Annotated in this window: 9 protein-coding genes and 1 pseudogene; 9 read left to right on the top strand and 1 reads right to left on the bottom strand. The window is 70.1% G+C overall.

From position 1 onward, the window contains the following. Positions 1 to 111: 111 nt before the first annotated feature. The 6 genes from STSP_RS19485 (at position 112) to STSP_RS19510 (ending at position 12017) form a co-directional block, all read left to right on the top strand. A complete protein-coding gene (locus tag STSP_RS19485; RefSeq protein ID WP_067279570.1) occupies positions 112 to 1443 on the top strand; it encodes an extracellular solute-binding protein in 1332 nt (443 codons plus the stop codon). After that, positions 1440 to 2363: a carbohydrate ABC transporter permease gene (locus tag STSP_RS19490; RefSeq protein WP_067279573.1), complete on the top strand. Its 924-nt coding sequence runs from the start codon at positions 1440 to 1442 to the stop codon at positions 2361 to 2363. Before STSP_RS19485 ends, STSP_RS19490 begins: the two co-directional genes overlap by 4 nt. Beyond that, positions 2360 to 3265: a carbohydrate ABC transporter permease gene (locus STSP_RS19495; RefSeq protein WP_067279576.1), complete on the top strand. Its 906-nt coding sequence runs from the start codon at positions 2360 to 2362 to the stop codon at positions 3263 to 3265. The genes STSP_RS19490 and STSP_RS19495 overlap by 4 nt, the downstream gene beginning before the upstream one ends. Beyond that, positions 3262 to 4296, top strand: coding sequence for a LacI family DNA-binding transcriptional regulator (locus STSP_RS19500; protein ID WP_067279579.1), 1035 nt, complete (start codon positions 3262 to 3264; stop codon positions 4294 to 4296). The genes STSP_RS19495 and STSP_RS19500 overlap by 4 nt, the downstream gene beginning before the upstream one ends. A gap of 478 nt (positions 4297 to 4774) precedes the next feature. Beyond that, entirely contained in the window at positions 4775 to 7186 is a 2412-nt protein-coding gene (locus tag STSP_RS19505; RefSeq protein ID WP_067279583.1) for a SpoIIE family protein phosphatase, read from the top strand. 331 nt (positions 7187 to 7517) lie between these two features. Beyond that, entirely contained in the window at positions 7518 to 12017 is a 4500-nt protein-coding gene (locus STSP_RS19510; protein ID WP_067279586.1) for a galactose-binding domain-containing protein, read from the top strand. A 139-nt stretch (positions 12018 to 12156) separates the two neighbouring features. Here the strand turns inward: STSP_RS19510 and STSP_RS19515 are convergent, their stop codons facing one another. Continuing rightward, the gene (locus STSP_RS19515) at positions 12157 to 13257 is read right to left on the bottom strand and encodes a baeRF3 domain-containing protein (protein ID WP_067279587.1); all 1101 of its coding nucleotides are present in this window, start codon (positions 13255 to 13257) and stop codon (positions 12157 to 12159) included. 443 nt (positions 13258 to 13700) lie between these two features. Between STSP_RS19515 and STSP_RS19520 the strand changes: the two genes are divergently transcribed. The 3 genes and pseudogenes from STSP_RS19520 (at position 13701) to STSP_RS19530 (ending at position 16259) form a co-directional block, all read left to right on the top strand. Beyond that, positions 13701 to 14021: a helix-turn-helix transcriptional regulator gene (locus STSP_RS19520; RefSeq protein ID WP_078067322.1), complete on the top strand. Its 321-nt coding sequence runs from the start codon at positions 13701 to 13703 to the stop codon at positions 14019 to 14021. Then, a pseudogene (locus STSP_RS19525) lies at positions 14018 to 15697 on the top strand (helix-turn-helix domain-containing protein). Before STSP_RS19520 ends, STSP_RS19525 begins: the two are co-directional and overlap by 4 nt. Beyond that, entirely contained in the window at positions 15690 to 16259 is a 570-nt protein-coding gene (locus tag STSP_RS19530) for a hypothetical protein (RefSeq protein WP_067279593.1), read from the top strand. The pseudogene STSP_RS19525 and the gene STSP_RS19530 overlap by 8 nt, the downstream one beginning before the upstream one ends. The last annotated feature ends 154 nt before the right edge of the window (positions 16260 to 16413 follow it).

Consider the following 16413-nt stretch of genomic DNA (forward strand, 5'->3'; position numbering starts at 1 on the left):
CACAGCAACAACCATTGACAAGTGTCCTGGATGTTTCTCTACTGTGAACGCTCACAGAAGCATGGCAGGTCTCCGCAGCAGGTGGAGACCCAGGTCAGGGGAGATACATCCATGCCGTTCACGTTGCGCCGCCGGCTCCGTCCAGCCGCTGCCACCGCCGTCGCCGTCGCTCTCGGTGCGTCCACGCTCGCCGCCTGCGGCTCCTCCGACGACGACAGCGAGGAGGCCCAGTCAGGGCCGGTCTCGCTGACGTACTGGACCTGGGCGCCGGGGATGGACAAGGTCGCGGACATCTGGAACAAGGGTCCGGGCAAGAAGGCGCAGATCAAGGTCGTGGTCAAGAAGCAGGCGTCCGGTGACACGCTCGTCACCAAGATCCTCACCGCGGCCAAGGCGGGCAAGGCCCCCGACCTGGTCCAGGCCGAGTACCAGGCCCTGGCGACCCTCGTGAGCAACGACGTGCTCGCCGACATATCCGGCGAGGTCGAGGGGGTCGACAAGGAGTTCGCCCCCGGCATCTGGCAGCAGGTGACGCTCGGCTCGGACGCCGTCTACGCGATCCCGCAGGACTCCGCGCCGATGGCCTTCTACTACCGCGAGGACCTCTTCAAGAAGTACGGGCTCGAGGTCCCGAAGACCTGGGACGAGTTCGCCGAGACCGCCCGCCAGCTGAAGAAGAAGGACCCAGGCAAGGACCTCACCACGTTCTCCGCCAACGACTCCGGTCTGTTCGCCGGACTCGCACAGCAGGCCGGCGCCAAGTGGTGGACCGTCGACGGCGACAAGTGGAAGGTCGGCATCGACGACGCCGCGACGCAGAAGGTCGCCGACTTCTGGGGCGGCCTCGTCGAGGAGGACGCCATCGACAACCAGCCGATGTACACCCCGGCCTGGAACAAGGCGCTCAACACCGGCAAGCAGATCGCCTGGGTGAGCGCGGTCTGGGCGCCCGGCACCCTCACCACCGCGGCCCCCGACACCAAGGGCAAGTGGGCCATGGCGCCGCTTCCGCAGTGGACCGAGGGCGAGTCGGTGACCGGCAGCTGGGGCGGATCCACCATCGCCGTCACCAACGACAGCAAGAACAAGGCAGCCGCGGCCAAGTTCTCCACCTGGCTCAACACCGACCCCGAGGCGCTGGCCGCGCTCGTGAAGGAGGGCGGCATCTACCCGGCCGCCACCGCCGCTCAGACCGGTGACGCACTGTCCCAGGCCCCAGAGTTCTTCTCGAACCAGCCCGACTTCTACACCGAGGCCGCCGAGATCGCGAAGAACACCGCGCCCGCCGCATGGGGCCCGAACGTGAACGTCGCCTACACCACCTTCAAGGACGCCTTCGGCAAGGCTGCCAAGAACAAGTCCGACTTCGGCGCCGCCCTGACGACCATGCAGGACGCCACCGTCGCGGACCTCAAGAAGCAGGGCTTCGAGGTCGCTGAGTGACCAGCGCACGCCGGAAGACGTACGGGGTGAAGGGCGCCCCGTACCTCTTCCTCCTCCCGGCAACCCTGCTCTTCGCCCTGTTCTTCGCGCTCCCCATCGGGTACGCGCTGTGGCTCAGCCTGCACAAGATCGAGGTCAAGGGCCTCGGCCTGGGCAAGGGCGCCCGCCAGGAGACCTGGGCGGGCCTCGGCAACTACGCCGACGCGCTCTCCGACCCGGAACTCCTCGACGGCGCCCTGCGCGTCCTCGGCTACGGTGCCATCGTCGTCCCGGTGATGCTCGGCCTCGCCCTGCTCTTCGCGCTGATGCTGGACACCGACCGGGTACGGCTCGCCCCCTTCAGCCGGCTCGCGATCTTCCTGCCGTACGCCATCCCCGGCGTCATCGCCGCACTCCTGTGGGGCTTCCTGTACCTGCCGGACCTCAGCCCCTTCCACTTCGTCCTCGACAAGCTGGGGCTGCCGCAGCCCGACCTGCTGGACGGCGGGCCGCTGTACCTCTCCCTGTCGAACATCGCCGTCTGGGGCGGCACAGGCTTCAACATGATCGTCATCTACACCTCGCTGCGGGCGATCCCGGCCGAGGTGTACGAGGCGGCCAGGCTGGACGGCTGCTCGCAATTGCAGATCGCGCTGCGGATCAAGATCCCGATGGTGGCGCCCTCGCTGGTGCTGACCTTCTTCTTCTCGATCATCGCCACGCTGCAGGTGTTCAGCGAGCCGACCACCCTCCGGCCCCTCACCAACTCCCTCTCCACCACGTGGAGTCCGCTCATGAAGGTGTACCAGGACGCGTTCGGCAAGGGCGACACGTACTCGGCGGCCGCCACCGCCGTGATCATCGCCGTCGTCACGCTCGTCCTGTCCTTCGGCTTCCTGCGCGCCGCGAACTCCCGTAACAAGCAGGAGGAAGCACGATGAGCTCTGTCGCTCTGCGCAAGGCCGCACCGGCCGCCGGCACGACCCCCGGCACCGTCCAGGGGCCGCCACGGCGCCGCCGTATCGCCCTCGTCCCGACCGTCACCCTGCTCCTGGGGGCGCTCTACTGCTTGCTGCCCGTGGCCTGGGTGGTGGTCGCCTCCACCAAGTCGGGCCGTGAGCTGTTCTCCACGTTCACGTTCCTGCCGGGCACCGGATTCGCCGACAACGTCAAGGACCTGTCGGCGTACCGCGGCGGCGTGTACTGGAAGTGGATGGGCAACTCCGCGCTGTATGCGGGCCTCGGCGCCCTCCTGTCCACGGCCGTCTCGGCGGTCAGCGGGTACGCCCTCGCCATTTACCGCTTCCGCGGCCGCGAGACCATCTTCAACATCCTGCTCGCCGGGGTGCTGATGCCCCCGGTCATCCTCGCCGTGCCGCAGTACCTGCTGCTGGCCAAGGTGGACCTCACCGACACCTACGCGTCCGTTCTGCTGCCGCTGATCCTCTCCCCGTACGGGGTGTATCTCGCCCGGATCTACACGGCTGCGGCCGTGCCGAGCGATGTGGTGGAGGCGGGCCGTATGGACAGCGCCAGCGAGTGGCGGATCTTCAGCCGGATCGCGCTGCCGATGATGATCCCCGGACTGGTGACGGTCTTCCTGTTCCAGTTCGTGGCGATCTGGAACAACTTCCTGCTGCCGTACATCATGCTCAGCGACGACGAGAAGTTCCCGATCACGCTCGGGCTGTTCACGCTCCTCGAACAGGGCTCCAACACTCCGGTGCTGTACACCCTGGTCATCACCGGTGCGCTGCTCGCGGTCGTGCCGCTCATCGCGCTGTTCCTGGTCATCCAGCGCTTCTGGAGCCTCGACCTGCTGTCCGGCGCCGTAAAGTCATGACCATGAGCAACCAGGGCGGGGGCAGGCGCAGGCCGCCGACGATCCATGACGTGGCCCGCGAGGCGGGAGTCTCGCGGGGCACGGTGTCCCGCGTTCTCAACGGCGGGCACTACGTCAGCCCTGCCGCGCAGGAGGCGGTCAACGCCGCGATCCGCAAGACCGGGTACGTCGTCAACCGGCACGCCCGGTCGCTGATCACGGGCCGTTCGGACTCCGTGGGCTTCCTGCTCACGGAGCCGCAGGAGAAGTTCTTCGAGGACCCCAACTTCAACGTGCTGCTGCGCGGTTGTACGCAGGCGCTCGCCGCGCACGACATCCCGCTGCTGCTCATGATCGCGGGCACGGAGGACGAGCGGCGGCGGATCAGCCGGTACATCACGGCCGGCCATGTCGACGGCGTGCTGCTGGTCTCCAGCCACTCCGGCGACCCGGTCGCCGCCGAACTGCGCGACGCCGGGGTCCCGCTGGTGGCCTGCGGCAAGCCCATCGGGCAGGCGTCGAAGGTGAGTTACGTCGCCGCGGACGACCGGGACGGCGCGCGCGACATGGTCCGGCATCTGCTGTCGCTGGGCCGCCGGCGCATCGGCATGATCACCGGCCCGCTCGACACCCCGGGCGGCGTCGAACGCCTCGCCGGCTACCGCGAGGTGCTCGGTGAGTCGGGCGTCGAGGTCGACGAACGCCTCATCGTCACCGGCGACTACAGCCGGGCCGGAGGTGAGGCCGGAGCGGCCGAGCTCCTCTCACGCGTACCCGGCCTGGACGCGCTGTTCGTCGCCTCCGACCTCATGGCCCAGGGTGCGCTCAGCGCGCTGCAGCGGGCGGGCCGGCGCGTGCCGGAGGACGTCGCGGTCGGCGGCTTCGACGACTCGCCCGCGGCCACGGCGACCAGCCCCGCCCTCACCACGATCCGCCAGCCCTGGGACCGCATCAGCGCCGAGATGGTGCGGGTGCTGCTCGCGCAGATCGGCGGGGAGGATCCGTCCGCGGTGATACTCCCGACGGAGCTGGTCAAGCGGGAATCAGCCTGACGGCAGGGGTGCGCGGGCCCGGACGGGCCGCCGGGGCGGCGGCCGCCGGAACCTCTTCACCCGCTTGTCACTCCCCAACCGGGGCGACAACAGGGTGCGACTCCGCATCCGGGCCGACGACGGGGCGAGATGCGCCCGCCACGGCCCGGCGCGTCTCCCCGGCGCCCAGATCGGCGTTGATCGCCGCCGCGGCGCGCACCCCCCCCGCAGCCGCGGCGCCGACGCAAGCCAACGCTGACAAAATTCCTTGCCAGAGCAGCAAGCGAAGGTCGGGCCAGCACCGCTCTCTCGCGCGCTCCCTGGGCCGTCTGAGATCGCGCCACCCCCGCACGGACGCCCGGAACAACGCAGCCGAGCGGCCGATCCCGCGGTGTCGAGGCAGCATGGTTAGTGCCGAGTGTTGGTGTTGGTGGCGCGTGGTTGGTGCCTGGACCGGAGCACATCGAGGAAAGATCGGCGATACGAGATGGGCCCTCGTATGACAGGGCGGCACGACGAGGAGCAGCGGACGGCCGGTCCGGAAACGGTGTCCGTCGCCGTCGATGCGCAGGGGAACGTCACGGCCTGGAGCCCCGGGGCCCAGCGGCTGCTGGGTCATGCGCCGGCGGATGTCGTCGGCCGGCCGCTGGCCGGGCTGATCGACGCGGAGGACCGCGAGGCCGCCATGGCCGGGTTCCCGGCGGCCGGGCAGGCCACCGAGTGGACCCAGTCGGTCACCCTGGTGCACCGCGACGGCCGCCGTCTGGACATGTGCCTGCGGGGTGTGCCGCTGCTGGACGGGGAGGGCCGCCCGCAGTGGTTCCTCACCCTGCGGCGACCGGCGCAGCCGACCACATCCGACGATGTCGCCGAACTCCTGGAATGGGTCTTCAACCAGTCCCCGATCGCCATGACCCTCCACGACGGCGAACGGCGGATGATCCGGGCGAACAGCGAGATGACACGGATCCTGGGTCGCTCCGAGGAGCAGATGCGCGGCCTGAGGGCTCCGGACATCGCCTCGGCCAGCCGCACGGCCGAGCGCCTCGACAGAGCGCTCGATCTCGCGTTGCGGACGGGCGAGCCGTCCATGGAGGAGATCCTGGACCGCGTGCCGCCGGAGACCCAGGTCCGCGCGTGGACCACGGTGATCTCGCCGCTGAAGGACCCGGCCGGACAGGTGCGCGCGGCGTCCACCGCTCTCTTCGACGTCACCGAGCAGTACCGGGCCCGGCGGCGGCTCACGGTGCTCAACGAGGCCAGCACCCGCATCGGCGGAAGTCTGGACGTGCACCGCACCGCCTTGGAGACGGTGCAGCTGGTGGTTCCGATGCTCGCCGACTTCGCGACCGTCGACCTGCTGGAACAGGAGCTGGAGCCGCCGGGCGCGATTCCTCCGCCGGACGGCACGGTCACGCTGATCCGCATGGCCCAGGAGTCGGTCCTCGAGGGATACCCCGAATCGGTCGTGGCATCGGGAGAGGCGCACGAGTATCCGGCCATCTCACCGCTGGCCCGCTGCCTGGTCACCGGCCGCGCCACGCGGCACTACACCGGTGATCCCGAGATCCAGGCCTGGCTCCACGCCAGCCGGAAGCGCGAGGCGAGCGTCCGCCGGTACGGCATCCACTCGCTGATGAGTGTGCCGCTGCGCGCGCGGGGCACGACCCTCGGGCTCCTGCTCTTCATGCGCCACGAGCAGCCGCTCCCCTTCGACGACGACGACCTGTTCCTCGCCGAGGAGGTCGCGGCGCGAGCCGCCGTCTGCATCGACAACGCCCGTCGCTACACCCGCGAGCGCAGCACGGCCGTCACGCTCCAGCGCAGTCTGCTTCCGGGGCATCTGCCGCCCCAGGCCGCCGTCGAGGTCGCATCCCGCTACCTGCCCGCAGGCCCCCAGATCGGCGTCGGCGGCGACTGGTTCGACGTCATCCCGCTGTCGGGCACCCGGGTCGCCCTCGTCGTCGGCGACGTGGTCGGCCACGGCATCCACGCCTCCGCGACGATGGGCCTGCTGCGCACCGCCGTACGCACCCTCGCCGACGTCGACCTGCCGCCGGACGAACTCCTGACCCACCTGGACGACGTGGTCAGCCGCCTCAATGCCGAACAGGAGCCGAACGGCGCCCGCGGCGACATCGGCGCCTCATGCCTGTACGCGGTCTACGACCCGGTCTCCCGCCGCTGCACCCTCGCCCGTGCGGGCCACCCCGAACCCGCCCTCGTCACACCGGACGGCACGGCCCGCTACATCCGCATGCCCGCGGGGCCGCCCCTGGGGCTCGGCGGCATGCCGTTCGAGTCGACGGAGGTCGAACTGCCCGAGGGCAGCCTGCTCGCGCTCTACACCGACGGGCTCATCGAATCCCGCGATGCCGACCTCGGAGTCCGCCTGAACGAACTTCTGCGCGCTCTCGCGGAACCGGCTCCCTCCCTCGAGGCCACGTGCGAGTCGGCGCTCAAGGCCCTGCTGTCCGACCGCCCCGCCGACGACGTCGCACTGCTCACCGTCCGCACCCGGGCCCTGACCGCGGACCAGGTCGCCACCTGGACGCTCCCCTCCGAGCCCGCCGTGGTCTCCGAGGCGCGCTCGCTCGTCGCCGGTCAGCTGGCGACGTGGGGCGTCGGCGAGGCGGCGGCGTACGTCACCGAGCTGGTGGTCAGTGAACTCGTCACCAACGCCATCCGCTACGGCGCCTCGCCCATCCAGCTGCGCCTGATCCACGACCGCACACTGATCTGCGAGGTGTCGGACGCCAACAGCGCCGCTCCGCACCTGCGCCGCGCCCGCGTCTTCGACGAGGGCGGGCGCGGCCTGCTCCTGGTCGCGCAGCTCACCCAGGCATGGGGGACGCGCCAGACGTCCGCGGGCAAGACGATCTGGGCCGAGCAGAGCCTCGTCGATTACTGACGTTCACAGGTACTGAGACGTTCACAGGTACGTTCACAGAGCCGTGCGCCCTTCACAGGCGGGGCGCATCGGACGCGCAAGCGGTCCGTGTCAGCTCGCGGCCCGCGGCCTCGTAGAAATCGGTTCCCTGGTTCGCTATCTCGGACGGTTCCGGGGAAGTCGCCCGGCAGCGGAAGATTTTCGGGTACGCCATCTTGCCCAACGGCGCCCGCACTTCTAGCTTCCACAGAGACCGATTTCTATCAGGGCCGCAAGAGCCGCAAGAGCTGCCTTCCCACCCGTCCGCTGTCTTCCCCGTTGCCCCTGTCCCCTTCTGCCGCGAGGATCCCGCATGCCTGTCACCCGAAGATCCGTCCTGGCCACAGCAGCCGCCGGCACCGGCAGCCTGGCGTTGACCGGCTGGTCCTGGACGGCCGCCGAGCCGGCTTACGCCGCCGATTCCGAGGCGGCCCCCGAGGGCGCGAGACGCCTCGGCATGATCGACTTCGGGGACCCGGACTCCGAGGCCGCCCACGGCTTCGACGGCCCGGACACCGCGGTCGTGGACGGCAACGCGGGCGACAAGGCCCGCGTCGCCAAGCCCCTCGCAACGCCGGGCATCAAGGGCGGCGACCTCCGCTTCACGCTCAAGGTCGACCCGGTCCACCAGAACCACCTCACCGTGAAGTTCTGGGGCGGCGACACCTCCACGTACAAGACCATCGCGTACATCAACGGCGAGCAGATCGGCTACCGCCGCTCCGGCGACTACGAGGCCCTCAACACCGGCACCAGCCGCCCCCTCCCCGGCCGCTTCTTCTACGCGACGATCATGCTGCCCCTGGAGCACACGCGGGGACAGTCCCAGGCCGAGATCACCCTGCGCACCTACGACGGCGGCTTCAGCAACAAGGTAACCGCCGACTCCCGCGGCTACTACCGCGCTTACACGCACATCGGCGCATACCTCGACCTGAGCGACGACCCGCAGGCGGACTTCACGCCGCCGACGGACACCGTCGCCGACATCGACGACGCGGCGAAGCAGGCGCTCGTCGACGGGTACGTCGCCGACCAGGTGAAACTCTTCACCTCCCTGTCGGCGAAGGTCGACGGCTCCGCGTCCGGCAACCTGTCGATCGTCCGGTACGTGGAGGAGCTGTTCTTCTACGCGGGCGCGCTGGCGCGGGCCTCCTGGTGCCCGGCGAAGACCGCCGCCGAGAAGAAGGCCGCCCTGGTGCGGATCTTCAAGTGCGTCGACAACCACACCAAGGACTACTACGGCAACACCAAGCTGCTGGCCCGCGGCGGCCACCAGGGCGACTGGGGCGGTTACTACGGGGCGCTCGGGCAGGCGCTGTACCTGGTCGAGAACGTCATCGCCGACAACGATGTCTACGGGCGCGAGGCCTTCGAGACGTTCCTGGAGGAGCCGTTCACGACGGGCACCCAGGAGGGCGAGACGTCCCTGAAGGACGTCGGCTGGGACGGCGGACCGCTGACCCGCCGCGGCGCCTGGGAACGCGTCCTCAAGGCCAACTTCGACTACGCCCGCTCCCGCCTGTCGTACATCTACAACCAGGTGATGTACACGTACGAGGGCGCCTGGGAGGCCCACGAGGGGCTGCGGGTCATCGGCTCCACGTTCTACGAGGGCAAGGCGCGCAGCCACCGCATCGTGGGGGAGTCCCTCGGGTGGGAGCCCTTCCTCGGCGAGGAGGTCCTCGTCGGGCCGGACGGCCAGGATCTGGACCTCTTCCACTCGCTCTTCTACCACGACACCACGGCCCGCTGGACCGACGACTACATCAAGTACGTCATCAAGGGCCTGGCGAAGTCCAAGCTCGACAAGGACGGCAACGTCGTGCGCAGGCTGCCGCTCGGCACGCACTACACCACGATGACCGAGGCCGGGCACACCCGCGAGAACGGCTATGTCGCCAACTATGGCGAGGCCACCAATTACCTGCCCGAGTGGTTCCACCGCACCTGGGGCCACGAGGGCGACGAGGAGCTCAACGACCGCATCCTCGAGATCGCGCTGCGCAACCTGCACGCCCGCTCCCACGCCCGCATGACCGACCTCGACGACAACCTCAAGCGGTTCATGCGCATGGAGATGGTGATCGACGAGCGCAACACCAACTACCCCGGCTTCCCCGGCTATGTGCTCCGGATCTCCGAGGGCAAGATCCTCCACTACGTCTCGCTGGCCCGGCACATGGCCGAGCACGCCGACCGGTACGCGGGCGACGAGTGGAAGACCACCCGCACCTACGCACGCGAGGCCGTCGGCTTCGCCCAGCAGCAGATCGCCGACCACCAGTACTTCAGCACCTTCTCCTCGGTGAGGTCGAAGAACAAGTACGACCTCGAACTCGCCGAGACATGGGCGTATCTGAAGGCGCACGAGCCCACCGGCATCGTCCACCCGCACACCGACTTCGCGTACTACACCTCCGCCGAACTGTCGGCGCTGGGCGTGAAGGTGGCCGACTACGAGCGCTTCGCCTGGGTCGACGTGGACTGCATGTTCGTGTCGCTGCGCGACGGGGACACGCACATCTGGGGCCACCTCAACGAGCGACAGCGCGGCTTCGCCCGCAACGGCCGCCTGCACGTCCGGCACGCGAACCGCGACCACATCGTGCAGATCGACACCAACGGGCTGTTCCAGTACGAGGACTACTGGGCCCGCATGGACAACATCGACGTCGACTTCATGGAGGACCAGCAGACCGGGGACGGCACGGCCCCGCAGGCGCTCGCCGGCGAGATCGCGCCCATCACCTACCAGCCCGGCGTCGGCACGGTGCGGCGCGAGAACTTCGAGGCCGACCACGCTTACTCCGGCTACCCGGATCTGCTGACCGCCCGCTACGGCCGCTACCTCTTCGTCTTCAACACCACACGCAAGGCCTACGGCAACGAGCGGAGCTTCACCGTCGACCTGCCCGCCGACCACACCGGTTCCACCGTGCTCGACCTTGTCACGGGCAAGGAACTCCCGGTCACTGAAGGCGCGGTGGAGATCGGCCCGAAGACCGGTCTGGTGCTCAGGCTCTCCGCCACCGGGCAGAGGGAACTGCTCCCCGCGCACGTCGACTTCGTGCAGGCGCTGCCCGGCGACGGAGCCGTCACCGTCGCGTGGCAGACCACCCCGGGCGCCGACCACTACCAGGTGCGCCGGGCCATCCGGAAGAACGGCCCCTACGCGCTGATCGCCCCCAAGGTCACCGGCCGCCACTTCGACGACAAGTCGGCACACGCCGGCGAGACGTACTACTACACCGTCACCGCCGTGAACGCCTCCGGACCCGGCTGGACGTCCCACGCCGTTCCCGCGGCACTCGAGGCGCCCACCACCCCGGGACTCAAGGGCACCGACTGGCGCGACGACGCCCTCGGCACGGCACGCGCCGGAAGCGCCGTCGTCCGCGGCACCACGGTCAGCGTCCTCGGGGCCCATGGTGATGGGCTCGGCGACGGGGACGACTACCAGGTTCTGGAGCGCGCCATCGAGGACGAGCTGCACTACGTGAGCCGGCCCTCGACCGGAAGCTTCACACTCACGGCCCGGATCGATGCCGCCCGCGGGCCGCTCACAGGCCTGATGCTGCGCGACAGGATCCACCCCGACACGCGCCACTTGTACTTCGGCGCCGACGCCGACGGCGACCTCGTCCTGCAGAACCGCACCCGCGACAGCCGTCACGACTGGCAAGACGACAAGCGCTCACCGATCACCAGGAAGCTGGACGGGCAGACGCTCGCCGCCACCCCGTATCTCCGCCTCGTGAGGGACTTCGCCACGCACCGGGTGCTGGCCCAGGCCTCGGCCGACGGTCAGACCTGGGCGACCGTCGGGACGCTCTTCACGCCCTTCCCGTACGGCCTCCACGCCGGGCTTGCCGCCACCGGTGACGCCACCTTCGCCAAGGTGGCCCTGGACCGGATTCCCGCCGACGTCGTGCTCGTGTCCGTCGACCGGGATGCCGACACCGTCACCGTCCGCTGGAACAAGCCCGAGGACGCCCTGGCGTTCACGCTCGCCCGGTCGAGCGACGGCGAGCAGTGGGAGACGGTCGCCGAGGGCACCCGCGACTACTCCCACAAGGACGAGGGGTTCCGGCACGGCCAGCGGTACTACAGGGTGACCGCGGCTCTCGTCGGCGGTGGCACCAGGGAGAGCACCGAACCGGCCGTCGCCGTCGCCGAGACGCTCGCGCAGGTGCTCACCCGCGCCCGAAGGACCGATCCGGCCGAATGGACGAAGAAGAGCTACGCGGCCTTCACCGCCGAGATCGACCGCATCGAGAAGGCAGGCGGCGAGTCCGGGGCCGACCAGGACAAGCTCATCGACGACGTCTACGCGGCGTACGGGCTGCTGGTCCCCGTAGAGACCCTGCTGCGGAAGTTCGCGGTCACCCAGGAGATGGTCGCGGCGTCCACCATCGTGTGGCCGGGGACGGGCACCACGGCGTCCAACGGCTGGAAGGCGTTCGACGGCAACACCGCCACGTACACCGACACGCTGGCGAGCGAGAGCTGGATCGACATCGACGCCGGTGGCAAGGGCCCGGTCACGGTCGACCGGATCCGCTTCTATCCGCGCTCGGACGCGGCGGACAAGATCCTCCGCTCCAACGGCACCGTCTTCCGCGGCTCGAACGACGGCGGGCAGACCTGGACGGATCTGCACACCATCAGCGGCGTCTCGGCTGCCCGATGGTACGAGGTGAAGCTCGCCGAGCGTGCCTCGTACCAGAGGATCCGCATCTACGACGGGCACAACGGGCGCTGCAATCTTGCGGAGGTGGAGTTCTGGTACATGCTGCCGGACACCGAATGACCCGGTGAACCCGGTGACCGCACGCGCGGGCCTGCGGGCCTGTTGAGGCGCCCTGCCCGATGCCGGGCAGGGCGCCTCACTTCATACTCGCCGCCGGGCACGGCCCAGACAGGTGCTCCTCCCGTGGGCGCCGCTGGGCTCAGTACCGCAGGGCGCCGGCGATGTGCTGTGTCTCGTCGAGCGTGCCGTCCGGGACGAAGCGGACATCGGCGCCGGTTTCCAGGGCCTGCTCGACGATCTCGTCGATGATGTCGTCGCGGGCGTCCAGATCAGTGCTCTCGGCCGGGATCAGATGGTCGCCGTCGTCGCGGACCGTGAGGCGGTAGTTCTCCTCGACGGCGAGCAGGCGGAGCCGGCCGGCGTTCGCCTCCTGCCAGACCTCGTCGACACCGGCGGCGAACTCCTTCCGGCCGCGGGCCTTCTCCAGGTCCGCCAGCACGGAGGCGACCTCCTTCTCCTCCTCGGCGGCGATGACCGGCTGGATCGCCTGCCACACCGCTTCGGGGGTGCCGTGTGCGAGCCCGCCGTGCGGGATGGCGGTGGCGTTCCTGGCTGCCGTGCCGGCCTCGCGGAGCAGGGCGAGCGCCGCCGTTTCGCCGGTGATGTACAGCGGTCGCGGCTCGGCGTCCAGGACGCGGCCGAGTGCGTTGTCGGCGTCCCGCAGCCACAGGCGCGACGCCTCGTCACGGAAGGTGCTCGGCACGTCGCCGATCTGCTGCTGGCCGCGCGGCTCGGCGTCCGGGTCCTGAAGGCTCCGGGTCAGCGGGAAGCCGGCCCTGCGCTCCTCGACGACGCGGTCCGGGCCGCCGTTCCACAGCGTGACGCGGTCGGCCGAGACGGCCAGCAGCCAGAACGTGCGCTCGGCTGCCCGCGCGGCGACGAGGTTGCGGGTCAGATAGGTGTCGGAGAGCACGACACGCTCGGGCACGGAGCGGCCCAAGTACCACACCTCGTGCTCGCCGGGCGCGGCGAAGATCACCAAGCCGTCCTCGGCGTGGACCAGGTCGAGGTCCGCCGTGGCCCTCTCGAGCTGCTGGATGACGTCGTTCCGCCGCTCCCGGGTGACGGCGGGGTCGGCCTCCAGCTGCTTCTTCGCGTCGGCCAGCAGATTGCGCAGGCGGACGGGGTCCTGGGTCCTGTCCGGCTCCCGGCGGTGTGTCGGCATCAGCAGGGACACCGCCGGATACGGCCGCGGCTGGCGCAGTCGGGCAAGGGCGGAGGGGCTGAGAGCGGGCTGCATGACGCTCCTTCCGGGTTCAGAGGGTCGGTGACGACATGGCCGGGGCGCTGCACGGTGTGCCGTGTGCGGCGGGCTCTGGCCCTGGTGGGCGAGGCCCCGCCCGCGGCCTGCGTTCCTCAGCGGTCCGCGCCGGTGAGCTGGGCGGCGAGTTCCTGGCTGCGGTGCCGGGCTGGCGGAGAGCCGATCACGATGCGTTCTGACATGGTGCCTCCCGGGCGACCGACTAACCAATATGCACCATATGTCTGATTCGGTGATCATGCCTGCGGTGCGCCTGGTGCGCCGACGTCGCGGGCTGACTGGGGTTGAGGCGGCTGGCGAATCGTCGTGCCGCGGATACGGGCCGTTACGGGGCCGGCTGCCACTCGGACCGCTGACACAGCGCCATGCCAACTGCGCGAGATTCAGGCCTTTTTCGCATGACACTTGCTAGGATCTGGACCGTGGGAATGTCACTGGGCGAGCGCGTGCGGGCCACCGTGGCGGCGCTGATGCAGATCACAGGCGAGTCCCAGGCGGAGCTCGCCTCCGCGCTCGGGGTCAACCAGACCCAGGTGAGCCGCCGTCAGACGGGCAGCGCCGCGTGGAGCCTGGACGACTGCGACGCGCTCGCCGCGCACTACGGCATCGATGTGCTCGACCTGCTGGCCGGCCCCACCCGGGCCTGCGAATCCCTCCCCGCCAGGCGTCGCCGCAGCTCTTCGCGTACGATGCCGGGCCGTCGGCGTCATTCAGGCGCGACGAAGGGGGCGGCGGCACGGTGACGGGCTTCGAGGCGATCGACGCACTCCTGGCCGGTGTCCGCAGGAGGCCGAGCTGCCCGCGCCCGAGCGGCGGCGCGCCCTGCGGGAGGCGCTGGGGCTGTCGCGCACGCAGGTGGCGCAGGCGCTCGGGGTCAGCCCGTCGACGGTGGGCGGCTGGGAGGCGGGACGGGACCCCAGCGGTGACACGCGCGAGAAGTACGCGTACTTCCTGCAGGGCGCGCAGGCAAAGCTGGATGCCGAGGGCGCGCAGGCGAAGCTGGACGCAGAGGCGGCGCCCTCGGCCGCTCATGACGCCACGGAGGCAGAGCCCGGAGCCGACGAGCACGGGGGCCACGAGCACGCAGGCGACGAGGTCGAGACGCTGGCGGTGCCCCAGCCGTGCGTCCTGTGTGGGCAGCCCGCCGCCCATCAGGTCGCCGGTTTCCCGCAGCACCTCGACCCGGCCGAGTGCGCCGGGGCGGCCGACCGAACGGGCCGAGCCGAGGGAGCGGACCGAGCTGACCGAACAGGCAGAACAGATCATGCAGACCGAGCCGACCGAGCGGACCGAGCTGACAGAACAGATGAGGCCGACCGAGCGGCTCGAAGCGATGGCGGTGACCGAGGCGGCCGAACCGGGCGCCAGCCGGTCAAGGTCATCCCGGTCGGCCGCCGGATGCAGGAGGCCTCCGAGACACGGGACCTGATCGGCGAGGCGGTCGCGGCGGCGCTCACCCAGCACGCCGGAGACGTGGAGGCGGCGACCGCCGCCCTGGTGAAGCGCGCCATCCCGGACGCGATGGCGCTGCTGGACGAGACACGCAAGGGCGGGCGGTACGACATCGTGGCGTACCCCTGGATCCCGGACATCCTGCGCAAGCAGACGTCCCGCGGAGCCGACCAGATCTGGGAGGCCCGTCCCAAGTGGGCACGGCCCGAACTGCCCGCGGGGCGGCACGAGGTGACGGCGTTGGACATCAACGGCGCCTATCTCTCCGCGCTCAAGACCCATCTGCCGATCGGTCAGCTGGAGCACTCCACCGGCTTCGGCCACGACCGCCGCCGCGCCGGCGTGCACCTGATCACGCCGCCCGACTGGGAGCACGACGCGGTCCTGCCCAACCCGCTGGGCAGCCGCGACGAACCCGGCCCGCTGTGGGTCACGGAACCTACTCTGCGCCTGCTGCTGCGCCTGTCCGGCCCGCAGTACGGGCTGTGCGAACCCCCGGTGATCCACGAAGTCGTTCACGTCCGGCGCGACGGAGAACCTGCTGGAGAAGTTCCGCGTCGCGCTCAAGGACGCCCGGGACAGGGCGATCGCCGACGAGGACGAGGTGACGCTGGAGTACGTGAAGGCGATGTAGTCCAAGTTCGTCGCGACGATGGGGGAGTCGAACTACAACCGCGAGCTGTACCGGCCCGACTGGATGCACCTCATCCGCTCCCAGGCCTTCGCCAACCTATGGATGAAGGCGTACAAGGCCCACGGCGAAGGGCTCACCGTGGTGCGCGCGATGGGCACCGACGAACTGCACGTCATCGGCGACTGGCGGCGGGTCTTCGCCGAGGGCCGCGGCGTTGCCGAGGTGAAGGTCAAGGACGTCTACAGCGTCGGCGAGGACCCCCGCTCGGCGACGGCGCCGGCCGACGGCGAGAACGGCGACACCGAGGTGACGGAAGGGACCGCACGTGCCTGAGCGCACCATCGAGTTCGGCAAGTACGGTGCCCGCGGCATCAAGGGCAGCGATGCCGTGGCCCGGCAGCTCGACGCCCTCGCCGGCTTCGTCGCCACGCCCGTCACCACGCGCCGCGGCCTCATGGCCCGCCTGCACTACCTGACCAGGTCCGACCACGCCCGCGCCGCGGCCCGCGAGGCGGGCCTGACCATGACGGATCGCACGCTCAAGGCATGGCTCGAGGGCTGGCGCAGCCCGACGAAGAAGAACCTGGAGAGGATCGACACCGCCTACCGCGCGGTACGCCGCCGCAACGTCGCGCGCTATCTTCTGGCCCGCCTCAACGCCCGCGGCGACACCCGTGTCGAACTTCACCCCCTCAACCAGTCGCAGGTCATCCGCACACGCCAGCGGGTCGTCGAGTTCCGCAGCCTCACCATTCGCCACTGGGACCGCATCGTCGAGGCCTGGGCGGCAGGCGACATGCAGGCGCTCGATGACGCATGGACCGACCAGATCGTCGACCTGGGCTCCGAGTGGGGCCAGTACGAGTACGTCACGAACGTCGGCTTCGCCGCCTGACGCGGGGCCGCCCCACCGGGCCGCTCACACACCCCCGCCCCCCGCTGTGCAGACCGCGTAACCGCTCATGATCCACTCATGTCACATCGGCGTAACGGGCATTTCGTACGGTCGACGTGCAGAAACCGCACGAGAGGGGCCGCCCGTGACCGAG

This window comes from Streptomyces jeddahensis, assembly GCF_001642995.1.
Lineage (GTDB): Bacteria > Actinomycetota > Actinomycetes > Streptomycetales > Streptomycetaceae > Streptomyces > Streptomyces jeddahensis.